Here is a 22,727-nt window from a genome sequence, read left to right on the forward strand (position 1 = left end):
GCCGATGGCCAAGAAGACGCCGAGCATCAGGATGAGCGCGACGGCCTCCATCCGCCTCAGGAGCGGCGTCATCATGCGGAACACCACCGCAACCAGGAGGCCGACCGCGGCACAGGAGATCCCTGCGAGGATGCGACGCAGGACCTCGATATCGCCGAACCGGGCATAGGCGATCGCGAGCACGGTCATGATCAGGGTGGGCGGCAGCAGCAACCCGGCGAAGGCCGCAACCCCGCCCGCGATCCCGCGAAGCCGCGCGCCGAACACCATCGACAGATTCACGATATTGGGGCCGGGCAGGAAATGGCAGAGCGCAAAGGTCTCGTTGAACTCGTCCGCCGTCAGCCAGCGGTGCTGCTCGACGATCGCCCGCCGGGCAAACACCAGGACCCCGCCGAAACCTGCCAGCGACATCCGGGCAAAGGCCATGAACAGCGCACCCAGGCTGGGCGGGGGGCCGCTCAATGCGACACGATCCGGCTCTTGGGTGGCCGGTACTGAATCCATGGACATGTCAGCAGCTTAGAACGAGGGCCGCGGCGCGGCCAAGGTCAGACCTGCGGCCCTGCGGAACCTATCCAAAGGGAACCGCACATCACCGCTCGAAACCTCTGTTTTTTGAAACCTTTGCCCCTTATATTGGGGGTGCCGGTTCGCCGGCTATGGAAATAAACGGTCGTCGCAATAAACCATTCGGACCCGGGGGCGGTACCCGGCGCCTCCACCAAAGCCCACCCATCGGGCGAGCCGAAGCTGGGCTTTGGCGGGGGCGAAATAGGATCGACGAGGGCGTAAAGGGCGTGCTTTTTCCCGGTATTGTTCCGCCGTTATCGGGCTACTGCAATAGTTGCCAACGACAACTTTGCTCCGGTTGCTCAGGCTGCGTAACGCAGTTTGAAAGACCACTTTAAAGTCCTAGCGGGTTAAGCTCCGCTAGGCGGGGTTCGGAGGCACCTGGCAACAGAAGCCTCCACTTGCCTTCTATTTCCCCCCGGCGGGGACTCCTGCTGACCCGTTAGGCGCGGTACTATCGCGGCCTGGCGAGTCGGGCCAGCAGGGCCCAACTCCTGGAATGCAACAGGACCACCATGGCGACCGATCATATCCGATACGATGTGCTGGCCCGCGACGCGCTGCGCGGCGTGCTGCGGAAGGTGCTGACCGATGCCGCGTCCCATGGACTGCCGGGCGAGCACCACTTCTTCATCACCTTCGTGTCGAAGGCCGAGGGCGTGAAGCTGTCCTCGCGGCTGCTGGCGCAATATCCGGAAGAGATGACGATCATCCTCCAGCACCAGTTCTGGGATCTGACCGTGCTCGAGGATCGCTTCGAGGTCGGCCTGTCCTTCGGTGGCATTCCGGAACGGTTGGTGGTGCCGTTCAGCGCCATCAAGAGCTTCCTCGATCCGTCCGTGAAGTTCGGCCTCCAGTTCGACACCTCCGACGTCGCGGAAGTGGCGCCGGAGAATTTGCCGGCCGCCCCTGCCGCTTCGTCTGTATCGGTGCCTGCGGCCGCCGAGAAGGTGGAGACCACGGAAGAGCCGACCCCGCCGAACCAGGGCGGTGCCGAGGTTGTGCGGCTCGATCGTTTCCGCAAGAAATGATCTAGGCTGTCGCGCGAAGCCATCGCGTCCAGCCAAACTGGCTATATAGAAGAGCACATGAAGAGGCCGTGCGGCATCTCGCGCGGCAGAATGGATGTGCTCATGGCCAAAGCTTCCCGCTCCAAGCCCGCTAACTCGAAGACTGCCCGCCCCGCAACCCGCGTCGAGACCGACAGCTTCGGTCCCATCGAAGTGCCCGCCGATCGCTATTGGGGGGCGCAAACTGAGCGATCACGCCAGAATTTTCGCATCGGCACGGACCGCATGCCGATCTCGCTGGTGCATGCGCTCGGGATCGTCAAGCTCGCGGCCGCGCAGTCCAACCGTGAGCTCGGCTTGCTCGACCAGCGCCGCGCCAGCGCGATCATCCGCGCCGCGCGCGAGGTGATCGACGGCAGCCTCGACGATCATTTCCCGCTGGTGGTGTGGCAAACCGGCTCCGGCACGCAGAGCAACATGAACCTCAACGAGGTGATCGCCAACCGCGCCAATGAGCTGCTCGGCGGCGAGCTCGGCGCCAAGAAGCCGGTGCATCCCAACGACCACGTCAACATGAGCCAGTCGTCGAACGACTCGTTTCCGACCGCGATGCATATCGCGGCCGCAAGCCGCATCAATGCAGATCTCGTTCCTGCTCTCGGCGAGCTGCTCCGCGCGCTGCGCAAGAAGGAGAAGGAATTTTCCAAGATCGTGAAGATCGGCCGCACCCACACGCAAGACGCGACGCCGCTGACGCTCGGCCAGGAATTTTCCGGCTATGCCGCGCAGGTCGAGGGCGGCATCGCGCGGCTCAAGGTCGCGGTGAAGGACCTCTACCCGCTCGCGCAAGGCGGCACCGCGGTCGGCACCGGCCTCAACTCGAAGCCGCGCTTTGCCAAGCTGTTCGCAAAGCACGTTGCCGGGATTACGAAACTGCCCTTCACCAGCGCCGCCAACAAATTCGAGGCGCTGGCCTCGAACGATGCCTATGTGCTGGCGCACGGCGCCATCAATTCGGTCGCAACAGGCCTGTTCAAGATCGCCAACGACATCCGCCTGCTCGGCTCGGGTCCGCGCTCGGGGCTCGGCGAACTGATCCTGCCGGAAAACGAGCCGGGCTCCTCGATCATGCCGGGCAAGGTCAATCCGACGCAGTGCGAAGCGATGACCATGGTGTGCTGCCAGGTGTTCGGCAATCACACCGCCATCACGGTCGCGGGCAGCCAGGGCCATTTCGAGCTCAACGTCTACAAGCCGGTGCTGGCCTACAACATGCTGCACTCGATCCGCCTGATGGCGGACGCCGCGCGCTCCTTCACCGAGCATTGCGTCAGCGGCATCCGCGCCGACGAAAAACGCATCAGGGAGCTGATGGAGCGCTCGCTGATGCTGGTGACGGCGCTGGCCCCGAAGATCGGCTACGACAACGCCGCCAAGGTGGCGAAAACCGCGCATGCCAATGGCACCACGCTGAAGGAGGAGGCGCTGCGGCTCGGCTTCGTTTTGGCCGATGAATTCGACCGCCTGGTGCGCCCGGAGAAGATGACCAGCCCCGGGTAGATTTCCGAATTCCGATAGTCATCCGTAATGATACGGACGCCGGACGCTCAGAAATATGCAGTTTTGGGGGCGGGATTTGATTACCGTCAATGTCCCGGGGGGGCGGCGTGTTACGCAGCCCCACCGCCCTTGACGGGGCGAAATTCATCGTTTGATGGCCCGAAGGGCCGATTGACGAGGACGAGCGAATGGCGATCAAGTCTTTTGGGGCGCAATGCGCCACCCTGTTTCTGAATGTTTCATCCTGCCTCGAGAGGATCGGATGATGGAGACGCGGCATGGGGAACGTCATCAACCTGAATCGTTTCAGGAAGCGCGCCGAGCGGGAAGCCTCGGCGAAGCAGGCGGACGTCAACCGGGCGAAGTTCGGTCGCACCAAGGCGGAGCGGTCGGCGGAGGAGACGCGCGCGGACAAGGCGAAGGCGCACCTGGACCAGCATCAGATCGATCGCGAGGAGCAGCCATGAAGTCGCCCGTCGTGAAACGGTCGATCGTCGTCGCCGGCCACAAGACCAGCGTCAGCCTGGAAGAGGCGTTCTGGAATGGCATGAAGGAGATTTCGGGCCTGCGTAACATGACGCTGTCCGAGCTCGTCGGCGAGATCGACGGTGCCCGCCAGCAGGGCAACCTGTCCTCGGCGATCCGCCTGTTCGTTCTCGACTACTTCAAGAGCCGGGCCATGGCCGCCCAGCCGGACAAGGTCCCGGCGCAGTAGCCGCCGGGACGTCGTTCCGTCGCGCCTTCGGACGCCTGTACTTTAAAATCACTCTAAGGTGCAGTTTCGGCCGCCGCGTGCGCTTGACCTCGATGCCCTCCGTTGAAAATACAGGGCATGACCGACCATGATGATACGCGCCCGCATATGCCGCTGGGTCTGGCCCTGCGCGGCTATACCGGCGTCATTCAGCACCTTTCCACCAAGGACACGGGCTCTGCGCTTTCGGACATCGAGCTGGAGAGCCGCCTGATCGAGCTTGGCTTCGTCGAGGGGGCCCGGGTCGAGGTCCTGCACGAGGGGCTGGTCGGGCGCGATCCGATCGCGGTCAGGGTCGACAGCATCACGATCGCGGTCCGCCGGCGCGAAGCCATGGCCATCATCGTCGCCTAGTCAGCGACCGGATATCTGCCCCCAGGCCCTTGATCCCATGGAAGCTCCCCTGCTGCATCTCGCCCTGGTCGGCACGCCCAACAGCGGCAAGACCTCGCTGTTCAATGCCCTGACCGGCAGCCGGCAGAAGGTCGCGAACTATCCCGGCGTCACCGTCGAGCGCAAGGAAGGCTTCTTCGTCACCCCGCTCGGCCGCCAGGTCTCCGTGGTCGACCTGCCCGGCACCTACTCGCTGCGCGGCCGCAGCCCGGACGAGGAGATCACCCGCGACTTCGTGCTCGGCAAGGCCTCCGGCGAGACCGTGCCCGATCTCGTGCTGTGTGTGGCCGACTCCACCAATCTGCGCCTGACCATCCGCCTGCTGCTGGAGCTGAAGCGCACCGGACGGCCGATGATCCTCGTCCTCAACATGTTCGACATTGCGAGCCGCCGCGGCATCACGGTCGACGTCGAGCGGCTCGCCAAGGAGCTCGGCGTGCCGGTGGTGACCTCGATCGCGGTACGCAAGGGCGGCACGGCCGACCTGCTGGCGCTGACCGACGAGATTTCCGCAAGGCTTGCCGCTGAACCACAGGAGAACAGCTGGCGCGCGCTCAGCGTCTCCGAGCTGCGCGCCACGCAGCGCGAGGCCGACCGCATCATCGCCGATTGCGTCAGCCTGCCTGCTCGCCCCGACACCTGGACCGCGCGGATCGATGCCGTGGTGCTGCATCCGGTCGGCGGGCTCATCGTGCTGGCGCTGATCCTGTTCGTGATGTTCCAGGCGGTGTTCGCCTGGGCGCAGCCGGCGATGGATCTGCTCAAGTCGGGCTTCGACGCGCTCGGCGAGCTCGTGAAAGCCACCCTGCCCGACGGGCTGCTCCAGAGCTTCCTCCAGGACGGCGTGATCTCCGGCGTCGGCAGTGTGATCGTGTTCCTGCCGCAGATCATCCTCATCTTCCTGTTCATCCTGCTGCTGGAAGATTTCGGCTACATGGCGCGCGCCGCGTTCCTGATGGACCGCATCATGGGCGGCGCCGGCCTGCACGGCCGCGCCTTCATTCCGCTGCTGTCGAGCTTTGCCTGCGCCATTCCCGGCATCATGGCGACGCGCGTGATCGACAACAAGCGCGACCGGCTGACCACGATCCTGATCGCGCCGCTGATGACCTGCTCGGCGCGCATCCCGGTCTACACGCTGATCATCTCGGCTTTCATCCCGGCGAAGGACGTCTGGGGCTTCATCAACCTGCAGGGCCTCGTGATGTTCGGGCTCTACGCCACCGGCATCATCAGCGCGCTGGCCGTCTCGTTCGTGATCAAGTTCTTCATGATCCGCGACTATGCCCCGGCGCCGTTCATGCTGGAGCTGCCGGACTACAAGTTGCCCAGGCTGAAATCGATCGCGATCGGCATCTACACGCGCGCCAAGATGTTCCTGCAGCGCGCCGGCACCACGATCTTCTCGATGATGGTGCTGATCTGGTTCCTGGCCTCGTTCCCGCAGCCGCCGGCAGGCAGCACCGAGCCTGCGATCGACTTCAGCCTCGCCGCCATGATCGGCAAGGCGCTCGAGCCGCTGCTCGCCCCCGTCGGGTTCAACTGGCAGATCGCAGTCGCCCTGATCCCCGGCATGGCGGCCCGCGAGGTCGCGGTCGCAGCACTCGGCACCGTCTATGCGATCGAAGGCGGCAAGGAAGCGGCCGAGCAGATCGGCCAGGTGCTGGCGACGAAATGGTCACTCGCCACCGCGCTGTCGATGCTGGCCTGGTACATCTTCGCTCCGCAATGCGCTTCCACCCTCGCGGTGATCCGGCGCGAGACCGGAAGCTGGGGATGGATGGCCGTCACCTTCACCTACATGCTGGTGCTGGCCTACGCGGCGAGCCTCGTGACGTACAACGTCGCAGTGGCGCTGGGCGCGGGATAGCCCGTCTCGAAGCCAAACTGCGAAAACAACCCCATGCACAGTAGGCGGGGGTTGCGAAATCAATGGCTTACGGGTGTGCCCGAAAATCGTCCGACGCTAGCCTGGAGCAGCGCCGTGCCGCCTGATGACAGGCTCCGCGTGATCCGGGATTTTCGCGCAACGCACGACCGGACCCGGATTACGCTTACGCTTCATCCAGGCCACGGACTCCCGGGTTGCACCGTCGGGCAAAACAGGAGCAGACTCGCATCGTGGAAAGAATGGCCCGATGCGGCTTCGGCACCATCCCCGCGATTCATTCGGAATTGCACTCCATTGATTTCGGTCAATGGTCGAGCTCATCGGCATGCCACGTTTTCTCATCCTGCAAAGGGAGAGAGCACATGACTGGACATGCCAAGCTGATCGGACTGTTCGTAACCGCCGCGCTGTTCACGGCAGCTCCGCTGTCGCTCCGTTACTCGCCGGTGGATGCACTGACCGTGTCCGCTGACACAGCCGAGGCCCGTGTCGGGCGTCCCCTTACGCCGATGAGCGTTGCCGGCGTCAACCGAAGGGTCCATCGGCGCGCGTATTACGGCGCGGCAGCGGCGGGAGCCGCAGCCTATGGGGCCTATGGCTATCGCCGGGCTTGTGGCTACTACCCCTACCCGCCCTGCTATTGAAGGGCGTGCGGGCGCACGAATTGATACCGGACATCCCTCGCGTTTTATTGGCTCCCCATGAAAAAGGCCCCGGTCGATGCCGGGGCCTGAGTTCATTGGAAAACCTTGGTTCAATAGCGCGCCGTGACTGGCGCACCGTAACCGCCGAACCGGTAGTTCACGCGAAGCGTGACCATGTCGATGTCCTGGGTGACGCCGCTGCCTGTGAGGGTGAATCCACCGGGTGTGACGAAGCCGGCTCCGAAGGTGGTGTTGTCACGCCCCATCCAGAGATGGTCGTATTCGATGCCGACCGACCAGTTCGGCGTGAAGCCATACTCCCAACCGACACCCAGGGCGCCGCCCCAGCGCGTGTGACCTGCGGAGGCGAGGCCGACGCCCGTGACATTATTGAAGACGTCAAAGCGATTTCGCGTCACGGCGGCGCCGCCCTTCACGTAGAGCAGCGAGGCGTTCCATGCCCAACCAAGCTGGGCCGTGAACAGCCCGATGCCATCTGTCTTGCCCGTGGTCGAGATGAGCGGATCGATCAGAGTAACGCGCGTGTTCTTGATGTCGGCCCAATCGCCCTGGGCTTCCAGGCCGACTACAAACTGATTGATCTGCCAACGGTACCCGATCTGTCCGCCAACGAGGCCTCCGGAGCGAGTGGCGCAACCACTTGCGAGCGTCCCTGCGGGCGTCAGAAAATCCACGCAGCCATGGCTCTGCCCCCAGCCTCCGTTGGCACCGATGTAAAATCCGGTCCAGTTGTAAACCGCCACCACCGGCGCCGGCGGCGGCGCTGCCTTGACGGCCATATCGGCTGCCATGGCCGGAGCCGCCATGCTCAGTGCCGCGAAACCGATCGCAGCGATCGAAAGCTTTTTCATTGTCTCGTCCCCTTTGCTCAAATTCTTTCGTTGGAAGCGAACCCTTATGCAGGCTGGCGTGCATAAGTGCTGCGAACATCCTGGAGTCTACGCGGGAGGGGAGTTTCAACCCGTACCAAAATGGCAACACTCAAGCGCGACTGCTATGCACGACAACGTGCTTAGCTCTCGTCGGAAGTTCCGGGAATTGCAGAGGGGTCCTGTTCCTCGAGGAGCCAAGCCGCGATGCCGGACGCCGGAATGAGCCGCCTCGGAAGGTGGGGATTGATTGTGCCCGCGAAGACAGCGAGGCCTTCATCGAGCTTTGCGCGCGCGAACAGCTTGGCCTCGGCCTCCGTCGCAAACGTCTTCGTCTCACGCGGGCTGCGTTGTCTTGGAAGTAAGCCTCGCTTGCGAACTTCGAAGGTGACATACCAATGCGGGACCATTGTACCAACCAACAAATCACAAAGACTCAACCGCCTTGTGCTGTGGCCGACATCCGCGTGCTTGATTCAGATCAAGCTGTCACTTGACCACTGCTATGCGAGCGTTTTGACGCGCCGGTATACGAACCGGGCCTCGGTTGACCCGCCGGACAGAACAGAGGCACGATGGCATCATCAAAATCGCGACCAGTTCCAAAGCGGCAAACTCTTTCCATGGACCACTTCAGCACCGACAGACTGACCGCCGAGCGACTGCACGCAGATCACCTCGCAGACCTGGTCACACTCCATCTCGATCCCGACGTGTCCCGCTATCTCGGCGGCGTGCGCTCGGCGGAGACGACGGAGAAATATCTCGACGTCAACATGGCCCATTGGGACCAGCACGGCTTTGGCCTCTGGGCGCTGCGTACGAAAGATGGCGCGTTCGCCGGACGGGCGGGCCTGCGGCACATCCTGGTGGACGACATCGACGAGATCGAGATCGCCTACGCGTTCACGCGCAGTGTCTGGGGACTGGGATTTGCCAGCGAGATCGCGAGCGCGATGACGCGCATCGGGCTGACACAGCTCGCGCTGCCCTCGCTCATTGGCATCGTCCATGTCGACAATGGTGCATCCCGCCGCGTGCTGGAGAAATCGAATTACCTGCTCGAGCGGAGCACGAACCGTCACGGCGAGGACGTCGTGATCTACCGTATTCGACGGTGAGGAAGCATCCTCGCAACATGCGGCGAAGCGAAATCCATCCTACGCGCGCATGCTTGACGCTCAGCCGGTGCGCAGCGGAACGATCGACCGCGGCAACGAGGCGAGAAACAGCACCGCGCAGACACACAGCAGGACGATGTCCTTGAACAGGAACTCGCCGGCCAAATTCCATGCCATTGGATCGGATGAGAGGCTCCACGTGACGACCCCCGGCGTCGTGAAGAAGAACGACCATGTGACCGCGAAAATGACCATGCCCATGAGCGAACCGAGGGCGGACAAGACCGGACTGAAGCTACCTGCCGCGAGCAATGCCGCAATCACGAATTCGACAACGCCGAGGACATAGGCCTCTCCCCGCAAGCCGAACACCGACAACCAGGAGACGAACGGGCTGTTGCTGATGAACTGCACGATGCCCTGCGCGGATTGCAGCGTGAATTTCTGCATGCCGAACGAGACGAATATGATGACCATGACCCAGCGAAGAATGGCGAGAGGCCGATAAGACCCACCACCATTCTCGGCGACGTTGAACTCCTTCATGTGACCTTTTCTCCCCGGAGTGCACATGCACCGTTCGCGAACGAAACGTTCGCAACCGGCAGTACGGAGGGGAGCGTTCGTCGTTACACGCGTGGTGTAGTTCCAAGGATCACAGCTGCGTGCAACGGGCGTGTTCGTGTACGACTAGCGAGAGCTTGCAGGATCGGTAAAGTGGAGCGAACCCCTCACGCTTCGGCAGGGAGCAAGGGAACAGGGAAACAGGTCCCGACGCAGTTCCATCAGGATTGCTTCGATGAAGCACCTGAACGCAACCGACCTGAACAGTCATTCAAGAAAGTTTCTTACCCGTTCCTGCAACAGGTGATGGCGGCAGTCGTTGACCCGGTGACGATACTAACCAAGGAGGAACAGATGAAGAAGCTGACTTACGCTCTCGCAGCGCTAGCGACGCTTGCAATCGGTGCCCCCACGATCGCCAACGCGGCCGGCTTCGGCGTCTATGTCGGCGGCGACAGGGATTATTATGACGGCCCCCGCGCGCGCATCTACGAGCATGACCGTGGCTGGCACCGTGGCTGGTACAATCACGAGCGCGACTACGATCGCGGCGTCGTGATCCGTCGTTATCATCATTGGGACGATTAGTCCCGGCCTGCACGATCAAGCAAGGAGGCCTCGCTTCGGCGGGGCCTTTTTGTATCTTGCATTGGACGCAAGGAAGAAGCCGCCCGGCAAGCCGCAGCCTACCTGAAATATCCCACCACGAGTTCGACATCCGAGCCGCGGGCCGCCGTGCCGTTCAGCTCGGCGTCGATGACGCGGCGGCAGGCCTCGATCGCGGCGTGGTCGCCGAGATCGTTGGCGGCTTCGAGCACGAGCCAGGCAGCGTCCACCGAGGCCTTGTCGGGTGCTCCGCCGCCGAGTTCGGTGGCGGCAGGCTTGTTGAGGCCCTTTTTGCGAACTGCAGTGCCGAATTGAGGCAACATTGCAAATACTCCCCTCTCGAATTCCCGCTACTCAGTGAACCTGGAGCTCGGGCTGGCGGCCCGAGGCGGAATCGGCACCCGCGCTGTTCTTGCGCGACTGGTAGAATTTCAGGATGCTGCGCGACGTCTCGATCTTGAGCCGGCCGTATTCGCGCTCGTTGTCCTGGAGGTCGCGCGCCGTGATCAGATGATCCTTGGCGCCGAGGAAGAGCAGCGACATGGTGGTGTCCCAGGAGAAGTCGAGCGCCTTGCACAGCACCAGCAGCATCTCGCGGTTGCGGTCCATCAGCGCGCGTTCGATGACGTCGACCGGCAGCGCCGACAGCAGCGACAGGCCGATCTGCACCTCGTCGAAGCGATGCTGGCGCGCATAGCTCGCGATCGAGTCCTGGTTGAGGTTGCCCTGACGGTACTGCGTGGTCACCACGCGCTTGGCGACGAAATAGCTGCGCGAGGACGGGCCGAACTTGGACTGCAGGTCGCCGGTGACCTCGGTCACCGAGCTCTGGATCTGCGCCATCATCTCGGGACGCTCGGTCTCGAGCCGGCGGCGGACGTCTTCCGACGCCTTCGCGATCAGCTGCTGGAAGATGTGGCGCGGCACGTCCTTGCGCAGGCCAAGCTGCTCGGCGAGGATCGAATCGCCTTCTGCGCGGCGGACCATGTGCAAGAGGCCCGAGCCGGAGAAGCGCGCGCCCTCGTTCCTCGCAACCGAGGTCACCACCTCCTGGTTGCCGCGCTTGACCAGCACGTCGGTCACGGCCTCGCCGATCGACTGGCGCTGCGAGATCGCGAGCAGATGCGCCTGGCCCTTGGTCATGGCGCTCTCGACCAGCACCTTCTCGGCGATCCGGGTGGAGTCGCGCAGCACGGGGCCGGCGACCTCGATCGCGTCGTCGAAGGCGAGCTTCTCGATGACGTTGAGCGGTGCGTGGTCGCAGGCCGACATCAGTTCGGAGAGCTGCACGCGCGCCGCGACCTCGATCTCGTCGGCGAGCCGGCCGATCACCTCACCGAACATGCTGATCTCGTCGTCGACATAGCGGCCGGTGATCAGAAGATCGGTCGCGTGCCACAAGGCGCGAGCCCGGCTTTCGTCGGTGCCGCGCGCGATTGCGTCGTCCAGATCCTGCAGAAGCGATTTCGCCCCGTTCATCTCGATACCCCAGTTCTTGGTCGTTCTTTGGCGAACCGTTGCGCCATTTGGCGCGACGTCGAATTCCTCTGGAACCGACGCTAGAGATGAAACGCGAGAATTCGGTAAAACCGGCAAATCAGTTTTGCCGACGAAAATTCGTTCAAATGCGAGGCAATGCGTTAACCGGCGGGCAAGGGGCTGCGCTCCCTCTCCCGCTTGCGGGAGAGGGTCGGGGAGAGAGTGTCTCCACGATGGGATAGCCCCCTAGAGGAAAAAGCCCTCACCCGGCGCTACGCGCCGACCTCTCCCGCAAGCGGGAGAGGCTAAGAAAGCTCGCAGCTCACAACTCGCGCAGACCAATCCCGCTCACGGATTCTGCGGCGTCAGCACCAGTGGGGGCTTCGGCTTGGGTTTTGCGGGCGCAGGGCCCGGCGCCGGGCGCACCTCGATCGGCGGCGGCAGCGGCGCGACCTGCTGGCTCGCGAGCGGCGGGTTTGGCGCTGCGGGAGCGGCCTGCGGCGCCTTCGGCGTCGGCGCCGCCTTAGGTTCAACCTTGGCCTTTGGCGGCGCGCGGCGCGGATCCTGGCCGGGCAGCGGCACATTGGCCGGGGCTTGCTCGGGCGCCGTCTCCGGAGCGACCAGCGTCGGCAGTGCGGCNCTCGATCGCATCGAGCCGGCGCGTCTCGCGGTCGATGGTGCGCACCGCAAGCCACGACGACAGCGGCGCGAGATCGACGGTGCGGTTGAGCTTGTCGGGAGGACCCGCCGCGAACAGCTGGATCTCGGGCGGCGCACCGGAGAGTCCCGTCATGATCGGCGTCAGGCTGGCGCGGATGTCGGCCTGGTCGGCCGGAATGTCGTAGCCGCCGGAAACAATGGCGCGGGCATTCTTCGCCTCCAGCGGCGTCGCCCCGACACGCAGCCGTCCATCGCGGATCGTGAACGGGATCTGCGCCGAGGCGACCGCAATCGGGCCTGCCGACAGCGCCGGCTCGACCAGCTGCCGCAGGCGGTTGTCGTCGCTGACCTGGCCGCCGTCGCTGGCGCGGATGGCGATCTCGAAGGCGCGCGGATTGAGGCCGGAGATCTCGGCGGATTCGAGCGTCACCGTGCCGTTGCCGGCGAGCGCGCCGGTGAGGGCCGCGACGCTGCGGCCCTGGCTGGTCAGCGCCATCTGCACCGAGGTGCGGCCCTTGGGCAGCGCCAGATCGCGATAGCGCAGCACGGTCGCATCGACATTGCTGAGTTCGATGCGCGCGTTCAGCGCAAGGCCGTTCGCGCCATTGCGCGCGTCGAAACTTGCCGACATCTCGCCGCCGCCGACGCCACCCTTGAGGCCATCGAGCGCGAGCGACTGGCCGTCGCTGCGGATCGTGCCGCCGAACGGCCGCAGCTCGATCCCGCCGGGCATCATGCCGCGCAACGCCTGGAAGGCGATGCGGCCGCGCCAGCCGCCGAGCAGCCCCGCGCCCAGCGGCTCGCTCGCATCGCGCCCCGCCGCGCCGATCGCCATCGCGAGCGCAGTCCCAAGGTCGAGCATATCGAGGCCGACCTCGCCGTCGACGCTCTTGTCCTGGTCGAGCGTGACCGCGAGGCGCCCGCGCAGATGCGAGCTGCCTGCGCTGCTGTCGAGATCCTCGAAGGTCAGGCGATTGCCTGACAGCGTGAGGCGCGAGGACAGGCTGACGCCCTGCGCGGATTTGTCCGCCGGGCTGATTCCTAACAGCGGCGCGAGGTTGGCGTTACGCACGCGCAGATTGACGCTGGCCGTGGGCTCCGACGGCTCGACTGTCCCTTGCGCATCGGCGTCGAGCCCGCCGCCGCTCAGCTTGGCGTTCAATTGCAGCGGCCGCCGCCAGGCACCGCTCAAGCGACCCTCGAATTGCGAAGCCCCCTGGCCCGCGGCCACCATACGATCGAGGCCGAGGAGGGTCAGCAGCGCACGGGCCTGCGGCGTCGAGGCTTTTGACTCCAACGTGAAGTCGCTGCTCCGCAATTTGTCGAGATCGATGCCGTTTACGGCCGCGACCGGTGTCTGCGCGGCCAGCGTCGCGGTCGCCTTGAGCTGCGGCGCGTCGAGATCGAGCACGGCACGGGCGTCGCTGCGATCGGCATGCTCGGCGTTCTTGTCGAGGCTGAGGTCGAGCTTGAGGCGCGTTGCGCCCGGCAATGACGGGAGAGCATCGAAGCGCGCACGCACCGACGGCGCAAACGGCTCGATCAGTGCGGTGAGCTCGCGCAAGGAATTGGCGGAGGATTTCAGCGCGAGCTTGCCGGTGGCCCTGGTGCGGTCGAAGCTGCCGCTCGCTTCCGTGGTCACGCCGCTGGTCTGGCCGAAGCGCAACTGCTCCAGCGACAGCGACGCCGGAGAGTAGCCGAGTCTTGCCGCAAACGGCCGCAGCTCCTGCCCGGCGGAGATGGCGCGGCCGACATCAAGCGAAAGCTTTGCCTCCTCCGGCCATTCGCCTTGCGGCCCTGCGAGCGCGCGGACAAAGCTCGCGGCGGCATCGAGATCGAGCCGGTCGGCCTTCAGCTCGGCGTCGATCCGCGAGCCCTTGTTCGCGCCGGTCTGGACGAAGGCAATCCGCCCCTCGACGGCGCCGCCCTCGATGTCGGCCTTCAGCCTGTCAACGGCGAGATGGTTGGCGGCGATCGTCACGTCGCCGGCAAGGCGCAGCGGCCGCGTGCTGCGGCGGTTGATCTCGCTGCGGCCCTGGAGCCATGCCACGAGCGCATCGGGATCGGAGGATTCGACGTTGAGGCGGCCGCTGAAACTGTCGGCGCCGGGCGTTGCGCCATTGAGCGAGAGCTGCGTCGCGCCGGGCGCACGCAGCTCGAGGCGCCGGAAGGTCCAGGACCGGCCGTCGGTCGCAAGCTCCGCCGCGATGTTCTGGAGCGGGCGGCCACCGAGCATGATCTGGTCGGAGTTGAACTCGATCTGCGCCGGGATCGGCGCCTGCGGAATCGCGGCGAGGCCTGCGCGCAGCGCCGGCAGGATGCGCAGCGGCTCGGAATCGTCCTTGGCCGCAAGCCTGTCGGCATCGATCTGACGCGCCGACAGCACCGCGCGCAGCAAAGGCGAATTACCGAACCTGAGGTCACCAACGCCGCCGACTTTCAACGCGTTGTCGTCGGTGCCGATGCTCGCATCGATCTGGTCGAATTTGGCGCCGGCCGGGTCGGCCTTGAGCTTTGTCGTGAGCTTCCACGGCGTCGGTCCGGTCTCTCCGGCTTTCTTCACCACCGGCACGGCGAGCATCAGGGCACCGTCGAATTTCGGCTGACGGCCCTCGAAGGCGAGCACGCCTTCGAGATCGGCCAGCATCGCGCGCTCGCCGGGATCGACGTTGAGATGCAGCCGGGTGGCGCTGCCGTCGGCGCTCGGGCCGGAGGAGATGCGGAACGGGTAGCGCGCGCCCGAGACCTTGAAACTGCCGTCGCCGCGCACCGAGCCGGCGAGCGAGCGGACGTCGCCGGAGAAGGCGATGTCGGTCAGCTCCAGCGTCGAACGGCTGGCGGCATCGTGCAGCGCGATGCGGCCGGTGAGGTTCAGCCGTTCGATGGCGAGCGAGGCCAGGTTGAAGCTGCCGCTCGCGGTAGACGGCAGATCGACGCGTCCGCGCGCATCGAGGCCGAGATCGACCGCCATGCCGCCGACCGTCAGCTCGGTGGCGCGCCATTCACCGCGCATCAGGGAGCCGAGGCTGAACTCGACGTCGAGCTTGTCGGCGCGCAGCCGGCCGAGATCGTTGTTGCCGCCGAAGGTCACGGAGCGCAGCCGCAGGGTCGGCGCCGGCAAGAGCCGCGCGTCGAGTTCACCCGCCACCCGCACCGGCACGCCGATGATCCGGCCGGCCTCCGCCTCGAACTGGGGCCGGAACTGGTTCCAGTCGATGAAGTAAGGCCCGATCAGCGCGGCCAGAAGCGCTAAGATGAAGGCAATCGCCAATCCGAGCAGCGTCGTCTGCACGGGTCTCCCCTCGGCCAAACCGGCACCCGGGCCAAACCTTGGCCCCTGCAAACCTTGGCCTTGAGGCTTCAGGCGCGCCGGAACAGCCCCTTATATAGAGGGAAGTGTGGCGAAGTCACAGCGACTGTTGCGCGCGGAGGTTAACTCCGCGGCTTCACCAGCTGGCGGGAAGCTGCGTCAGGCCGCGCAGCACGAAGGTCGGCCGCCATTTCGGGTTCTCGACGTCGTCGATGCGCAGGTCAGGCAGCCGCCGCAAGAGCGTGGCAATGGCGATCTCGGCCTCGATGCGCGCCAATTGGGCCCCGAGGCAGAAATGGATGCCCCCGCCGAACGACAGCGGCTTCACGTTCTGCCGGGTGACATCGAGCCGGTCGGGACGATCAGGGTAAACGGCGGGATCGCGGTTGGCCGAGCCGAGCAGGCAGAGCACGGTCTCGCCCTTGGGGATCTGCCTGCCGCCGAGATCCTCGATGTCCTCCAGCGTGACCCGTCCGGTCATCTGCACCGAGGAATCGTAGCGCAGGAATTCCTCGATCGCGCCCGCCATCAGCTCCGGCCGCGCCTTCAGCAGCGCGAGCTGGTCCGGATTGCGGTGGAGCGCGAGCAGGCCATTGCCGATCAGATTGACGGTGGTCTCGTGGCCGGCGCCGAACAGCAGGATGATGTTGGCGGTCAGCTCCTCGTTGGTGAGCTTGTGGCCGTCTTCCTCGGCCTGCACCAGCTGCGTGATGAGATCGTCGCCGGGATCTCTGCGGCGCAGCTCGAACAGCTGCTGGAAATACATCTGCGCCATCATGTTGCCGGCGTTGCCCTTGGCGATCTCCTCCGGCGAGAGCGGCACGGGATCGAGCAGCCGGCCGCCGTCGCGCGAGCTCTTGTAGAAGACTTCGCGATGGTCCTCGGGGATGCCGAGCATGTCGCAGATGATGGTGACGGGCAGGCGGAAGGCGAAATCCTCGATCAGGTCCATATGGCCGCGCGCGATCACGGCATCGATGGCCTGGTCGACGATCTCCTGGATGCGCGGCCGCATGTCCTCGATGCGGCGGGCGGTGAAGGCCTTTACGACGAGACCACGCAGGCGGGTGTGATCCGGAGGATCAGACTGCAGCATCCAGTGGCTCATGCTGCGGAACACCGGCTCGTCCATAATCTTTTCGCTGTAGCGGCGCTTGGAGCGCTCGACGAAATCCTTGCCGAAGCGCTTGTCGCGCATCACGAGGCTGACGTCGGCATGGCGGCTGGCGACGAATTGGCCGAACGGCGTCACATGGATCGGCTCGATCGCGCGCAACCGGTCGTAATGCGGATAGGGATCGCGGATGAAGTCCGGCGAGAGCGGGTTGAACAGCGGATCACCGCCGGCGTTCTGCACTTGCTCGTTCATGGTGACCTCGAACCGGTTGCCGCATGACACGAATACGCCGGCAGCCCCTGCCCGCGCGGCGCAACCACCCCTTTTAATTATCAATTCGATACATAGTTGTATCGAGTTGCATTCTGCCCTAACCTCGTCCGATGTCAAGGGTGAGAACCAGGCCGACCAGGGACGACACGCGCGAGGCGCTGTTCGAGGCGGCCGCGCGCGTGTTCGAGGAGGACGGCATCGGCGGCGCCAGCATCGAGGCGATCGCGGCCGCCGCCGGCTTCACCCGCGGCGCGTTCTATTCCAACTTCAAGAGCAAGGACGAACTGATCATCGCCATGCTCGAGGACCATGTCGAGCAGTCGATCCGGCGCAACATGGACATCCTCGCCCAGCACGACAATCTCGACGATTTCATCGCGGCACTGAAGTCGATGGACCGCAGCAAGCAGGATCCGCTCGGCCGCGCGCCCCTCCTTCACATGGAGATGATCCTCTACGTCGCGCGCGCCGAGAAGCGCCGGCCGGAACTTGCCAAACGCCTGCGCGCGCGGCGCAAGCTGGTCGCCGACATCGTCGAGGCGACATTGAAGGGCAACGGACGGAACAACGCGCTGAACCCGCCCTGGATGGCCTCCGTCGTGCTGGCGCTGGAAGACGGCTTTCGCCTGCACCGGCTGATCGATCCCGACACGACGCCGGCCGACAGCTTTCTGCGTGCAATTACGGATTTGCGGCGCAGGACAGGACTTTCGTCTAATTAGGGCGTGGTTTCGGATCGCGACGTCGCTTCGTTCGGCTCTGCTCGTGCGCGCGTTTGCGATCAAAAGGACACACCAGAGGTCCGGTGCCGCATGTTGAAACAAATTTAATTTGCACCTCGCGATTCCAGGACGTAACTGCCAATCAAGAGCGACGTGATCCGGCAACGACCGGGCGAGAAGGCGCTGTACCAACAAGCAAGAAAAGCGAGCACAGCAGCTACTTTTCGTTCAGGAGACATCATTGCCCGGCATCGTCCATGTCGTGGATGACGACGCGTCATATCTAACGGCTATCCAACAGGTTCTGGAGGCGAGCGGATACCGCGTCGCCACTTATGCATCGGCGCAGCAATTGCTCGACCAGCAGCCGGACGAAAACAAGGGCTGCATCCTTCTGGACGTCCGGATGCCGGGCATGAGTGGGCTCGAGCTGCAGCGCCGCCTGACCGAGCGCGGCTCGACGCTGCCCATCATCTTTCTGACCGCCTATCCGGACGTCAGCACCACCGTGAAGGCGATCAAGGCGGGGGCGGACGACTTCCTGATCAAGCCTGTTGGCCCGGATGTTCTTCTCAGAGCCATCGCACGCGCGATCGCGCGGCATCGCGACGCGCGCGAACTCGACGGCGAGCTTGAAGCGCTTCGGAGCCGGCTTTCGACCCTCACCCCGCGCCAGCTGCAGGTCTTCCAGATCATCGTGCAGGGCAAGACGAACAAGCATGCCGCGCGGGAGCTCGGCAACGCCGAGCGGACGATCAAGGCGCATCGGCGCGCGATCATGGACAAGTTTCAGGTCCAATCGGTGGTCGACCTGGTCAGGATCGCCGAAAGGCTCGGCGTGCTCGGCGCAAAGGACGAGCCGGACGCGACCGCATGAGGTGACGCGCGGCGCTCTAGCCCCGCAGAGCCGACTAAGCCGAGCGCTTCACCGCAATCCCGTCAACCGGCGCCAGCCTTCCCAGCATCGCCCTCGCCTGCTCGGCGCAGTGCTCGATCAGCCAGCGCTCGAAGGCGACGGGGGCGAGCGCAGGGGCATAGAGGAAGCCTTGGACAACGTCGCAGCCAAGTTCGGCCAGCGTCCTACGCTGGCCTTCGGTCTCGACGCCTTCGGCGACCACGGTCATGCCGAGGCCCTGGCCGACGCGCACCACGGCGGTGGCGATGGCGAGGGCGCCTGCGTCCTTCTCGATGTCGCGCATGAAACTGCGGTCGATCTTGAGCTCGCGGATCGGCAGGTGCGCGAGGCGGCTGAGACTGGAATAGCCGGTGCCGAAATCGTCGACCGAGAGCCCGACGCCGAGCTCGCGGATCGCGTTCATGGTCTCGAGCGCAGCGACCCTGTCCTGCATGAACGCGCCCTCGGTGATCTCGAGCATCAGGGCATCCGGCGGCAGATCGTATTCGACGAGGATATCCTTCAGGCGCGCGGCCAGCGTGACGTTGCGGAAATTGATCGGCGACAGGTTCACGGAGACGCTGGGGATATTGAGCCCGGCGCGGCGCCAGCTCGCCATCTGCCGGCAGGCCTCGCGCACCGACCACAGGCCGATCTGCTCGATCAGGCCGCACTCCTCGGCAAGCGGGATGAATTTGGCCGGCGAGACGTCGCCGAGCTCGGCATCATGCCAGCGCGCCAGCGCCTCGACGCCGTGGATCGCGCCGTCACAACTGCGGATCTGCGGCTGGTAGCTGAGGGTCAGCGCGCCCTCCGCGATGGCGCGGCGCAGCGCAGCGATCAGGGCCAGGCGCTGCTCGGTGAGGCCGTTCATCTCGGCACTGAACAGGCGATGGGTGGAGCGGCCGGCCTGCTTGGCCATGTACATGGCGGCGTCGGCCTGCTGCATCAAGGTGTCGATGTCGGTCGCGTGATCGGGATAGAGGCTGATGCCGATGCTGGCCGACATCGGCATCAGCTTCGATCCGAGCCGCAACGGCGCGGCCAGCGCTTCAGTGATTCCGGTCGCGACGCGCTCGGCGGCCTCGGCGTTGCGCTGCGGCAGCAGGATGACGAACTCGTCGCCGCCGAGCCGGCCCAGCATGTCCTCGGGGCCGATATGCTCGCGCAGGCGCTGCGCCAGCTGGATCAAGAGCTCGTCGCCGGCGGCGTGGCCGAGCGTGTCGTTGACGTCCTTGAAATGATCGACGTCGAGGAAGGCGAGCGCGACATGACCTCCGGTCGGGCAGGCATCGATCGCGGTGGTGATCAGGTGGCGCAGCTGCGCGCGGTTCGGCAGGCCGGTGAGCATGTCGTGATAGGCGAGCCGCGCGATTTCGGCGCGCGCCTCCTTGCGCTCGATCGCGAACGCGCCGAGGTTGACGCAGGCATCGACGATCTGGCGGTGCCATCTGCTCGGCGCCCGCGGTTCGCGATAATAGAAACCGAAGGTGCCGATGACCCGGCCGTCCTTGGCCTTGATCGGCGTCGACCAGCAGGCGCGCAAGCCCACTTCGAGCGGTCGCGCCTTGTAGGGCTGCCAGCGCGGATCGGCATCGATGTCGGCGACCAGAACCGGAATGCCGTAGTAGGCTCCGGTTCCGCACGTCCCGACCTCGGGACCGATCGCGATGCCGTCGAGCGAACGGGAATAGTCCTCGGGCAAGCTCGGACCGCCCAGCGGATGGAGCAGGCCGGCGGCATCGACGTGCAGCAGCGAGCAGACGACGCCGGGCGCGATCTGCTCGACGCGGCGGCACAGCCGATCGGCAATCTCGGTGATCGGCGCCTCGTCGGCGAGCGCCGCCATGATCAGCTGCTGCAGCGAGCGGAGCTGCTTGGTCTCGGTGATGTCCTCCAGCAGCGCGAAGATATGCCTGACCCGGCCCTTTTTGTCGCGGAAAGCATCGATCCGGGCGCAGACCCAGATCTCCTCGCCGTCCTTGTCGCAGACGAGCAGCTCGGCCTCGCCGCCGTGGCCGCCAGTCATCAGGCGCCTGACGAGACTCACAACGGCGTCGCGATCGGTGTGACGGCCGGCGATCAGGTCGCCCGCGCGGCGCCCTTCGGCCTCCTCGCTGGTATAGCCGAACAGCGCCGTGAACGCCGAATTGACGTAGACGATGTTCTGCTCGACGTCGGTGATGATCACCGCGCGGTTGGTCTGGTCGGAGACCGCGTGGAGCAGCCCGATCCTGACGCGGCGTTCGGCATCGAGGGTGACATCGCGCGCGAACACGATGCGATGGGTCGCGCCCGCGACATTCGCCGACGACATCGCGATCTGCGCCTTGATACGGCTGCCGTCGCACCGCGCGAGGCTGATCTCGTCGCGGAAATCAGTGGTCGCTCCGCCGTGAAGACAATTGAGGGTCAGAACGGCGGCATCGCTGCCGAGCACATCGGCGGCGGCGAGCTTCCAAATCCGCTCCGCCGCAGCGTTGAAATGCGTAATGCGATGCGCGTCATCGACGATGACGATGCCATCGTCGGCGCGCTCCAGCGCTGCGCGCAGCACATCCGGAATTTCTGTCACAAGGCGATCGGAGGCGAACATCGTCTGACCCGGCAGCGTCGCGAAAACACGGCAATCGACGAGAGGTTAACGCTCCGATGGTGTCCAAGATGTTTTCGCGGTCCCCTCGTGCCCGGCCAAGAGGCGCCATGCTTAACGTTTCACGAAAACGGCGGAGTTATCTCGATGTGTCCGGAACCTGTTCGGATGCCGGTTTGAGCGTGTGCAGCCGGCCGGCCACCGCGCGCACCTTGCCCGGCGACGCCCGCCAGATCGAAAGCGCCGACAAGCCGCTCACAACCATGGCAATACCGAACGCCAGCGTGTAGTCGCCGGCGCGATCATAGAGGACGCCCGTCACCCAGGGACCGGCCGCGCCGCCCGCCAGGGCCGCCAGCATGATGGTGCCGAAAATACTGCCCTGGTGCCTGCCCTGGAATATCTCGAACACCACCGCGCCCATGATCGAGGTGAGACCATAACCGAGCGCGCCCTGCGTGAAGACCATGACATAGACGAGCCAGAGCGAAGGCAGATATTTCAGTGCGATCAGCGCGCCGAAGCAGACGACAAAACCTGCGCAGCTGATCGCCCAGACCCACTCGCGCCCGATGCGGTCGGAGACATGGCCCAGCACGATCTGGCCGGGAATGCCGAGCAGGCTGACGATGCCGAGCGCCCACACCGCGACACCGGGGCTGAAGCCGATATCGAGCAGGAATTTGGTCTGATGCACCTGCACGGCGTACCAGATGTACAGGCCGGAGAAATAGCCGATTGCGATCCACCAGAAGCGCGCGGTCGCGACGGCGCGCTTCAGCGTCCATTCGGTATTGACCCAGACGGGATCGACGACGTTGGAGATCGGCTTTGCCGCGCCGGCGGTCGGCGCCGCATCGCCATCCGGCTGAAGACCGATATCCTCGGGGCGCTTGCGCAGCAGCAGATTGATCGGCGCCAGCACGATCAGGACGAGCAGCCCCATCGCGGTGCAGGCGGTGCGCCAGCCTGTCTGCTCGATCATGTGCTGCACCCATGGCAGCAGCGTCACCGAGCCGATGCCGACGCCGGCAAAGGCGATGCCGATGGCGAAGCCGCGCTTGCGGATGAACCAGTTCGGCAGGAACAGCGACTGGCCGGAATAGCCGAGACAGACGCTGCCGGCGCCGACCATGACGCCGATGGTGAGATAGAGATGCCAGGGCTGGCTGGTCAGGGGTGCCAGCAGCAGCCCGCCGCCCATCAGCGCGACCCCGAGCTCCATCACCGCGCGCGGACCGGCGCGATCCATCAGACGGCCGATCAGCGGGCTCGCCACGCCGGAGGCCACGAAGCCGAACGAGAACGCGCCCGCGGTGATGCCGCGCTCCCAGCCGAATTCGGAGATGATCGGCGGAAAGAACAGAGAGAAGGCGGTGCGCGCGTTGACCCCGATGGCCATGGTGACAAACGTCACCGCGACCACGACCCAGCCGTAGAAGAACGGAAGCCGCATTTTTCTATTTCATCCCTGGACGATCCTTCGGACCATCTGAGGGTGTCCGGGTCAAGCGCTTTTCGCGCAGAGCGGCAGCGCAATCGCGTTTGAGAGTGGTTTTCCGCGGCCCATCCTTCGAGACGCTCGCTTGAGGCGGGCTCCTCAGGATGAGGACGGAGTGCGCGGTTACAGTTTCAACAGCCAGCGATGCCGCTTGGCCTCATCCTGAGGAGG

The 22,727-nt window shown here is 65.0% G+C and carries 19 protein-coding genes, 1 other RNA gene and 2 pseudogenes; 12 read left to right on the forward strand and 10 right to left on the reverse strand.

The window, feature by feature from the left end; all coding sequences use genetic code 11:
* Window positions 1–513 (reverse strand): chromate transporter (locus A5906_RS33465; RefSeq protein ID WP_245327046.1); only part of this gene is annotated, 513 nt, incomplete at its 3' end.
* 95 nt (window positions 514–608) lie between these two features.
* Here A5906_RS33465 and ssrA point away from each other — a divergent pair.
* The 8 genes from ssrA to A5906_RS33505 all read left to right on the forward strand — a co-directional run bounded on the left by ssrA (window position 609) and on the right by A5906_RS33505 (window position 6,825).
* Window positions 609–975: a transfer-messenger RNA gene (gene ssrA / locus A5906_RS33470) on the forward strand.
* Between the two features lie 113 nt (window positions 976–1,088).
* A complete protein-coding gene (locus A5906_RS33475) occupies window positions 1,089–1,604 on the forward strand; it encodes an SspB family protein (protein ID WP_080139391.1) in 516 nt (171 codons plus the stop codon).
* Window positions 1,605–1,694: 90 nt separating this feature from the next.
* The gene (gene fumC, locus A5906_RS33480) at window positions 1,695–3,143 is read left to right on the forward strand and encodes a class II fumarate hydratase (protein WP_080139527.1); all 1,449 of its coding nucleotides are present in this window, start codon (window positions 1,695–1,697) and stop codon (window positions 3,141–3,143) included.
* A 278-nt stretch (window positions 3,144–3,421) separates the two neighbouring features.
* Window positions 3,422–3,610 (forward strand): DUF4169 family protein, encoded by a 189-nt coding sequence (locus tag A5906_RS33485; RefSeq protein ID WP_080139392.1) that lies wholly within the window; start codon window positions 3,422–3,424, stop codon window positions 3,608–3,610.
* Window positions 3,607–3,858 carry a ribbon-helix-helix domain-containing protein gene (locus A5906_RS33490; RefSeq protein WP_080139393.1) on the forward strand — a complete coding sequence of 84 codons (252 nt, stop codon included), beginning with the start codon at window positions 3,607–3,609 and terminating at the stop codon, window positions 3,856–3,858. The genes A5906_RS33485 and A5906_RS33490 overlap by 4 nt, the downstream gene beginning before the upstream one ends.
* A gap of 117 nt (window positions 3,859–3,975) precedes the next feature.
* Window positions 3,976–4,251 carry a FeoA family protein gene (locus A5906_RS33495; protein ID WP_018640861.1) on the forward strand — a complete coding sequence of 92 codons (276 nt, stop codon included), beginning with the start codon at window positions 3,976–3,978 and terminating at the stop codon, window positions 4,249–4,251.
* A 37-nt stretch (window positions 4,252–4,288) separates the two neighbouring features.
* A complete protein-coding gene (feoB, locus tag A5906_RS33500; protein WP_080139394.1) occupies window positions 4,289–6,160 on the forward strand; it encodes a ferrous iron transporter B in 1,872 nt (623 codons plus the stop codon).
* A gap of 383 nt (window positions 6,161–6,543) precedes the next feature.
* Window positions 6,544–6,825 (forward strand): hypothetical protein, encoded by a 282-nt coding sequence (locus A5906_RS33505; RefSeq protein ID WP_080139395.1) that lies wholly within the window; start codon window positions 6,544–6,546, stop codon window positions 6,823–6,825.
* Between the two features lie 110 nt (window positions 6,826–6,935).
* On the opposite strand, the gene A5906_RS33510 is transcribed toward A5906_RS33505, so the two are convergent.
* The gene (locus tag A5906_RS33510; RefSeq protein WP_080139396.1) at window positions 6,936–7,697 is read right to left on the reverse strand and encodes an outer membrane protein; all 762 of its coding nucleotides are present in this window, start codon (window positions 7,695–7,697) and stop codon (window positions 6,936–6,938) included.
* 641 nt (window positions 7,698–8,338) lie between these two features.
* Here A5906_RS33510 and A5906_RS33520 point away from each other — a divergent pair.
* The gene (locus A5906_RS33520) at window positions 8,339–8,836 is read left to right on the forward strand and encodes a GNAT family N-acetyltransferase (RefSeq protein WP_080139398.1); all 498 of its coding nucleotides are present in this window, start codon (window positions 8,339–8,341) and stop codon (window positions 8,834–8,836) included.
* 60 nt (window positions 8,837–8,896) lie between these two features.
* On the opposite strand, the gene A5906_RS33525 is transcribed toward A5906_RS33520, so the two are convergent.
* Window positions 8,897–9,382, reverse strand: a complete 486-nt coding sequence (locus A5906_RS33525; protein ID WP_080139399.1) for a YkgB family protein — start codon at window positions 9,380–9,382, stop codon at window positions 8,897–8,899.
* Window positions 9,383–9,754: 372 nt separating this feature from the next.
* On the opposite strand from A5906_RS33525, the gene A5906_RS33530 reads away from it, so the two are divergent.
* Window positions 9,755–9,988, forward strand: a complete 234-nt coding sequence (locus A5906_RS33530; RefSeq protein ID WP_080139528.1) for a hypothetical protein — start codon at window positions 9,755–9,757, stop codon at window positions 9,986–9,988.
* Window positions 9,989–10,086: 98 nt separating this feature from the next.
* On the opposite strand, the gene A5906_RS33535 is transcribed toward A5906_RS33530, so the two are convergent.
* From A5906_RS33535 to A5906_RS33550, 5 genes and pseudogenes are all read right to left on the reverse strand, one after another.
* Window positions 10,087–10,329, reverse strand: coding sequence for a hypothetical protein (locus tag A5906_RS33535; RefSeq protein WP_080139400.1), 243 nt, complete (start codon window positions 10,327–10,329; stop codon window positions 10,087–10,089).
* A 31-nt stretch (window positions 10,330–10,360) separates the two neighbouring features.
* Window positions 10,361–11,485, reverse strand: a complete 1,125-nt coding sequence (locus tag A5906_RS33540) for a DUF2336 domain-containing protein (RefSeq protein ID WP_080139401.1) — start codon at window positions 11,483–11,485, stop codon at window positions 10,361–10,363.
* A 348-nt stretch (window positions 11,486–11,833) separates the two neighbouring features.
* Window positions 11,834–12,124: pseudogene (locus A5906_RS45540) on the reverse strand (hypothetical protein); the annotation flags it as partial.
* 1 nt (window position 12,125) lies between these two features.
* Window positions 12,126–15,437 (reverse strand): annotated as a pseudogene (locus tag A5906_RS33545) (AsmA family protein); the annotation flags it as partial.
* 154 nt (window positions 15,438–15,591) lie between these two features.
* The gene (locus A5906_RS33550; RefSeq protein WP_080139529.1) at window positions 15,592–16,824 is read right to left on the reverse strand and encodes a cytochrome P450; all 1,233 of its coding nucleotides are present in this window, start codon (window positions 16,822–16,824) and stop codon (window positions 15,592–15,594) included.
* A 131-nt stretch (window positions 16,825–16,955) separates the two neighbouring features.
* Here A5906_RS33550 and A5906_RS33555 point away from each other — a divergent pair, with 131 nt between their 5' ends.
* Window positions 16,956–17,567: a TetR/AcrR family transcriptional regulator gene (locus tag A5906_RS33555; RefSeq protein ID WP_080139402.1), complete on the forward strand. Its 612-nt coding sequence runs from the start codon at window positions 16,956–16,958 to the stop codon at window positions 17,565–17,567.
* A 241-nt stretch (window positions 17,568–17,808) separates the two neighbouring features.
* Window positions 17,809–18,444 (forward strand): response regulator transcription factor, encoded by a 636-nt coding sequence (locus tag A5906_RS33560; protein ID WP_080139403.1) that lies wholly within the window; start codon window positions 17,809–17,811, stop codon window positions 18,442–18,444.
* Between the two features lie 34 nt (window positions 18,445–18,478).
* On the opposite strand, the gene A5906_RS33565 is transcribed toward A5906_RS33560, so the two are convergent.
* Both A5906_RS33565 and A5906_RS33570 read right to left on the reverse strand, forming a co-directional pair.
* Window positions 18,479–21,058 carry an EAL domain-containing protein gene (locus A5906_RS33565; protein ID WP_080139404.1) on the reverse strand — a complete coding sequence of 860 codons (2,580 nt, stop codon included), beginning with the start codon at window positions 21,056–21,058 and terminating at the stop codon, window positions 18,479–18,481.
* A 136-nt stretch (window positions 21,059–21,194) separates the two neighbouring features.
* A complete protein-coding gene (locus tag A5906_RS33570) occupies window positions 21,195–22,511 on the reverse strand; it encodes an MFS transporter (protein WP_080139405.1) in 1,317 nt (438 codons plus the stop codon).
* Window positions 22,512–22,727: the final 216 nt, after the last annotated feature.

Origin of the sequence: Bradyrhizobium sacchari, assembly GCF_002068095.1 — a bacterium.
Classification (GTDB): Bacteria; Pseudomonadota; Alphaproteobacteria; order Rhizobiales; family Xanthobacteraceae; genus Bradyrhizobium; species Bradyrhizobium sacchari.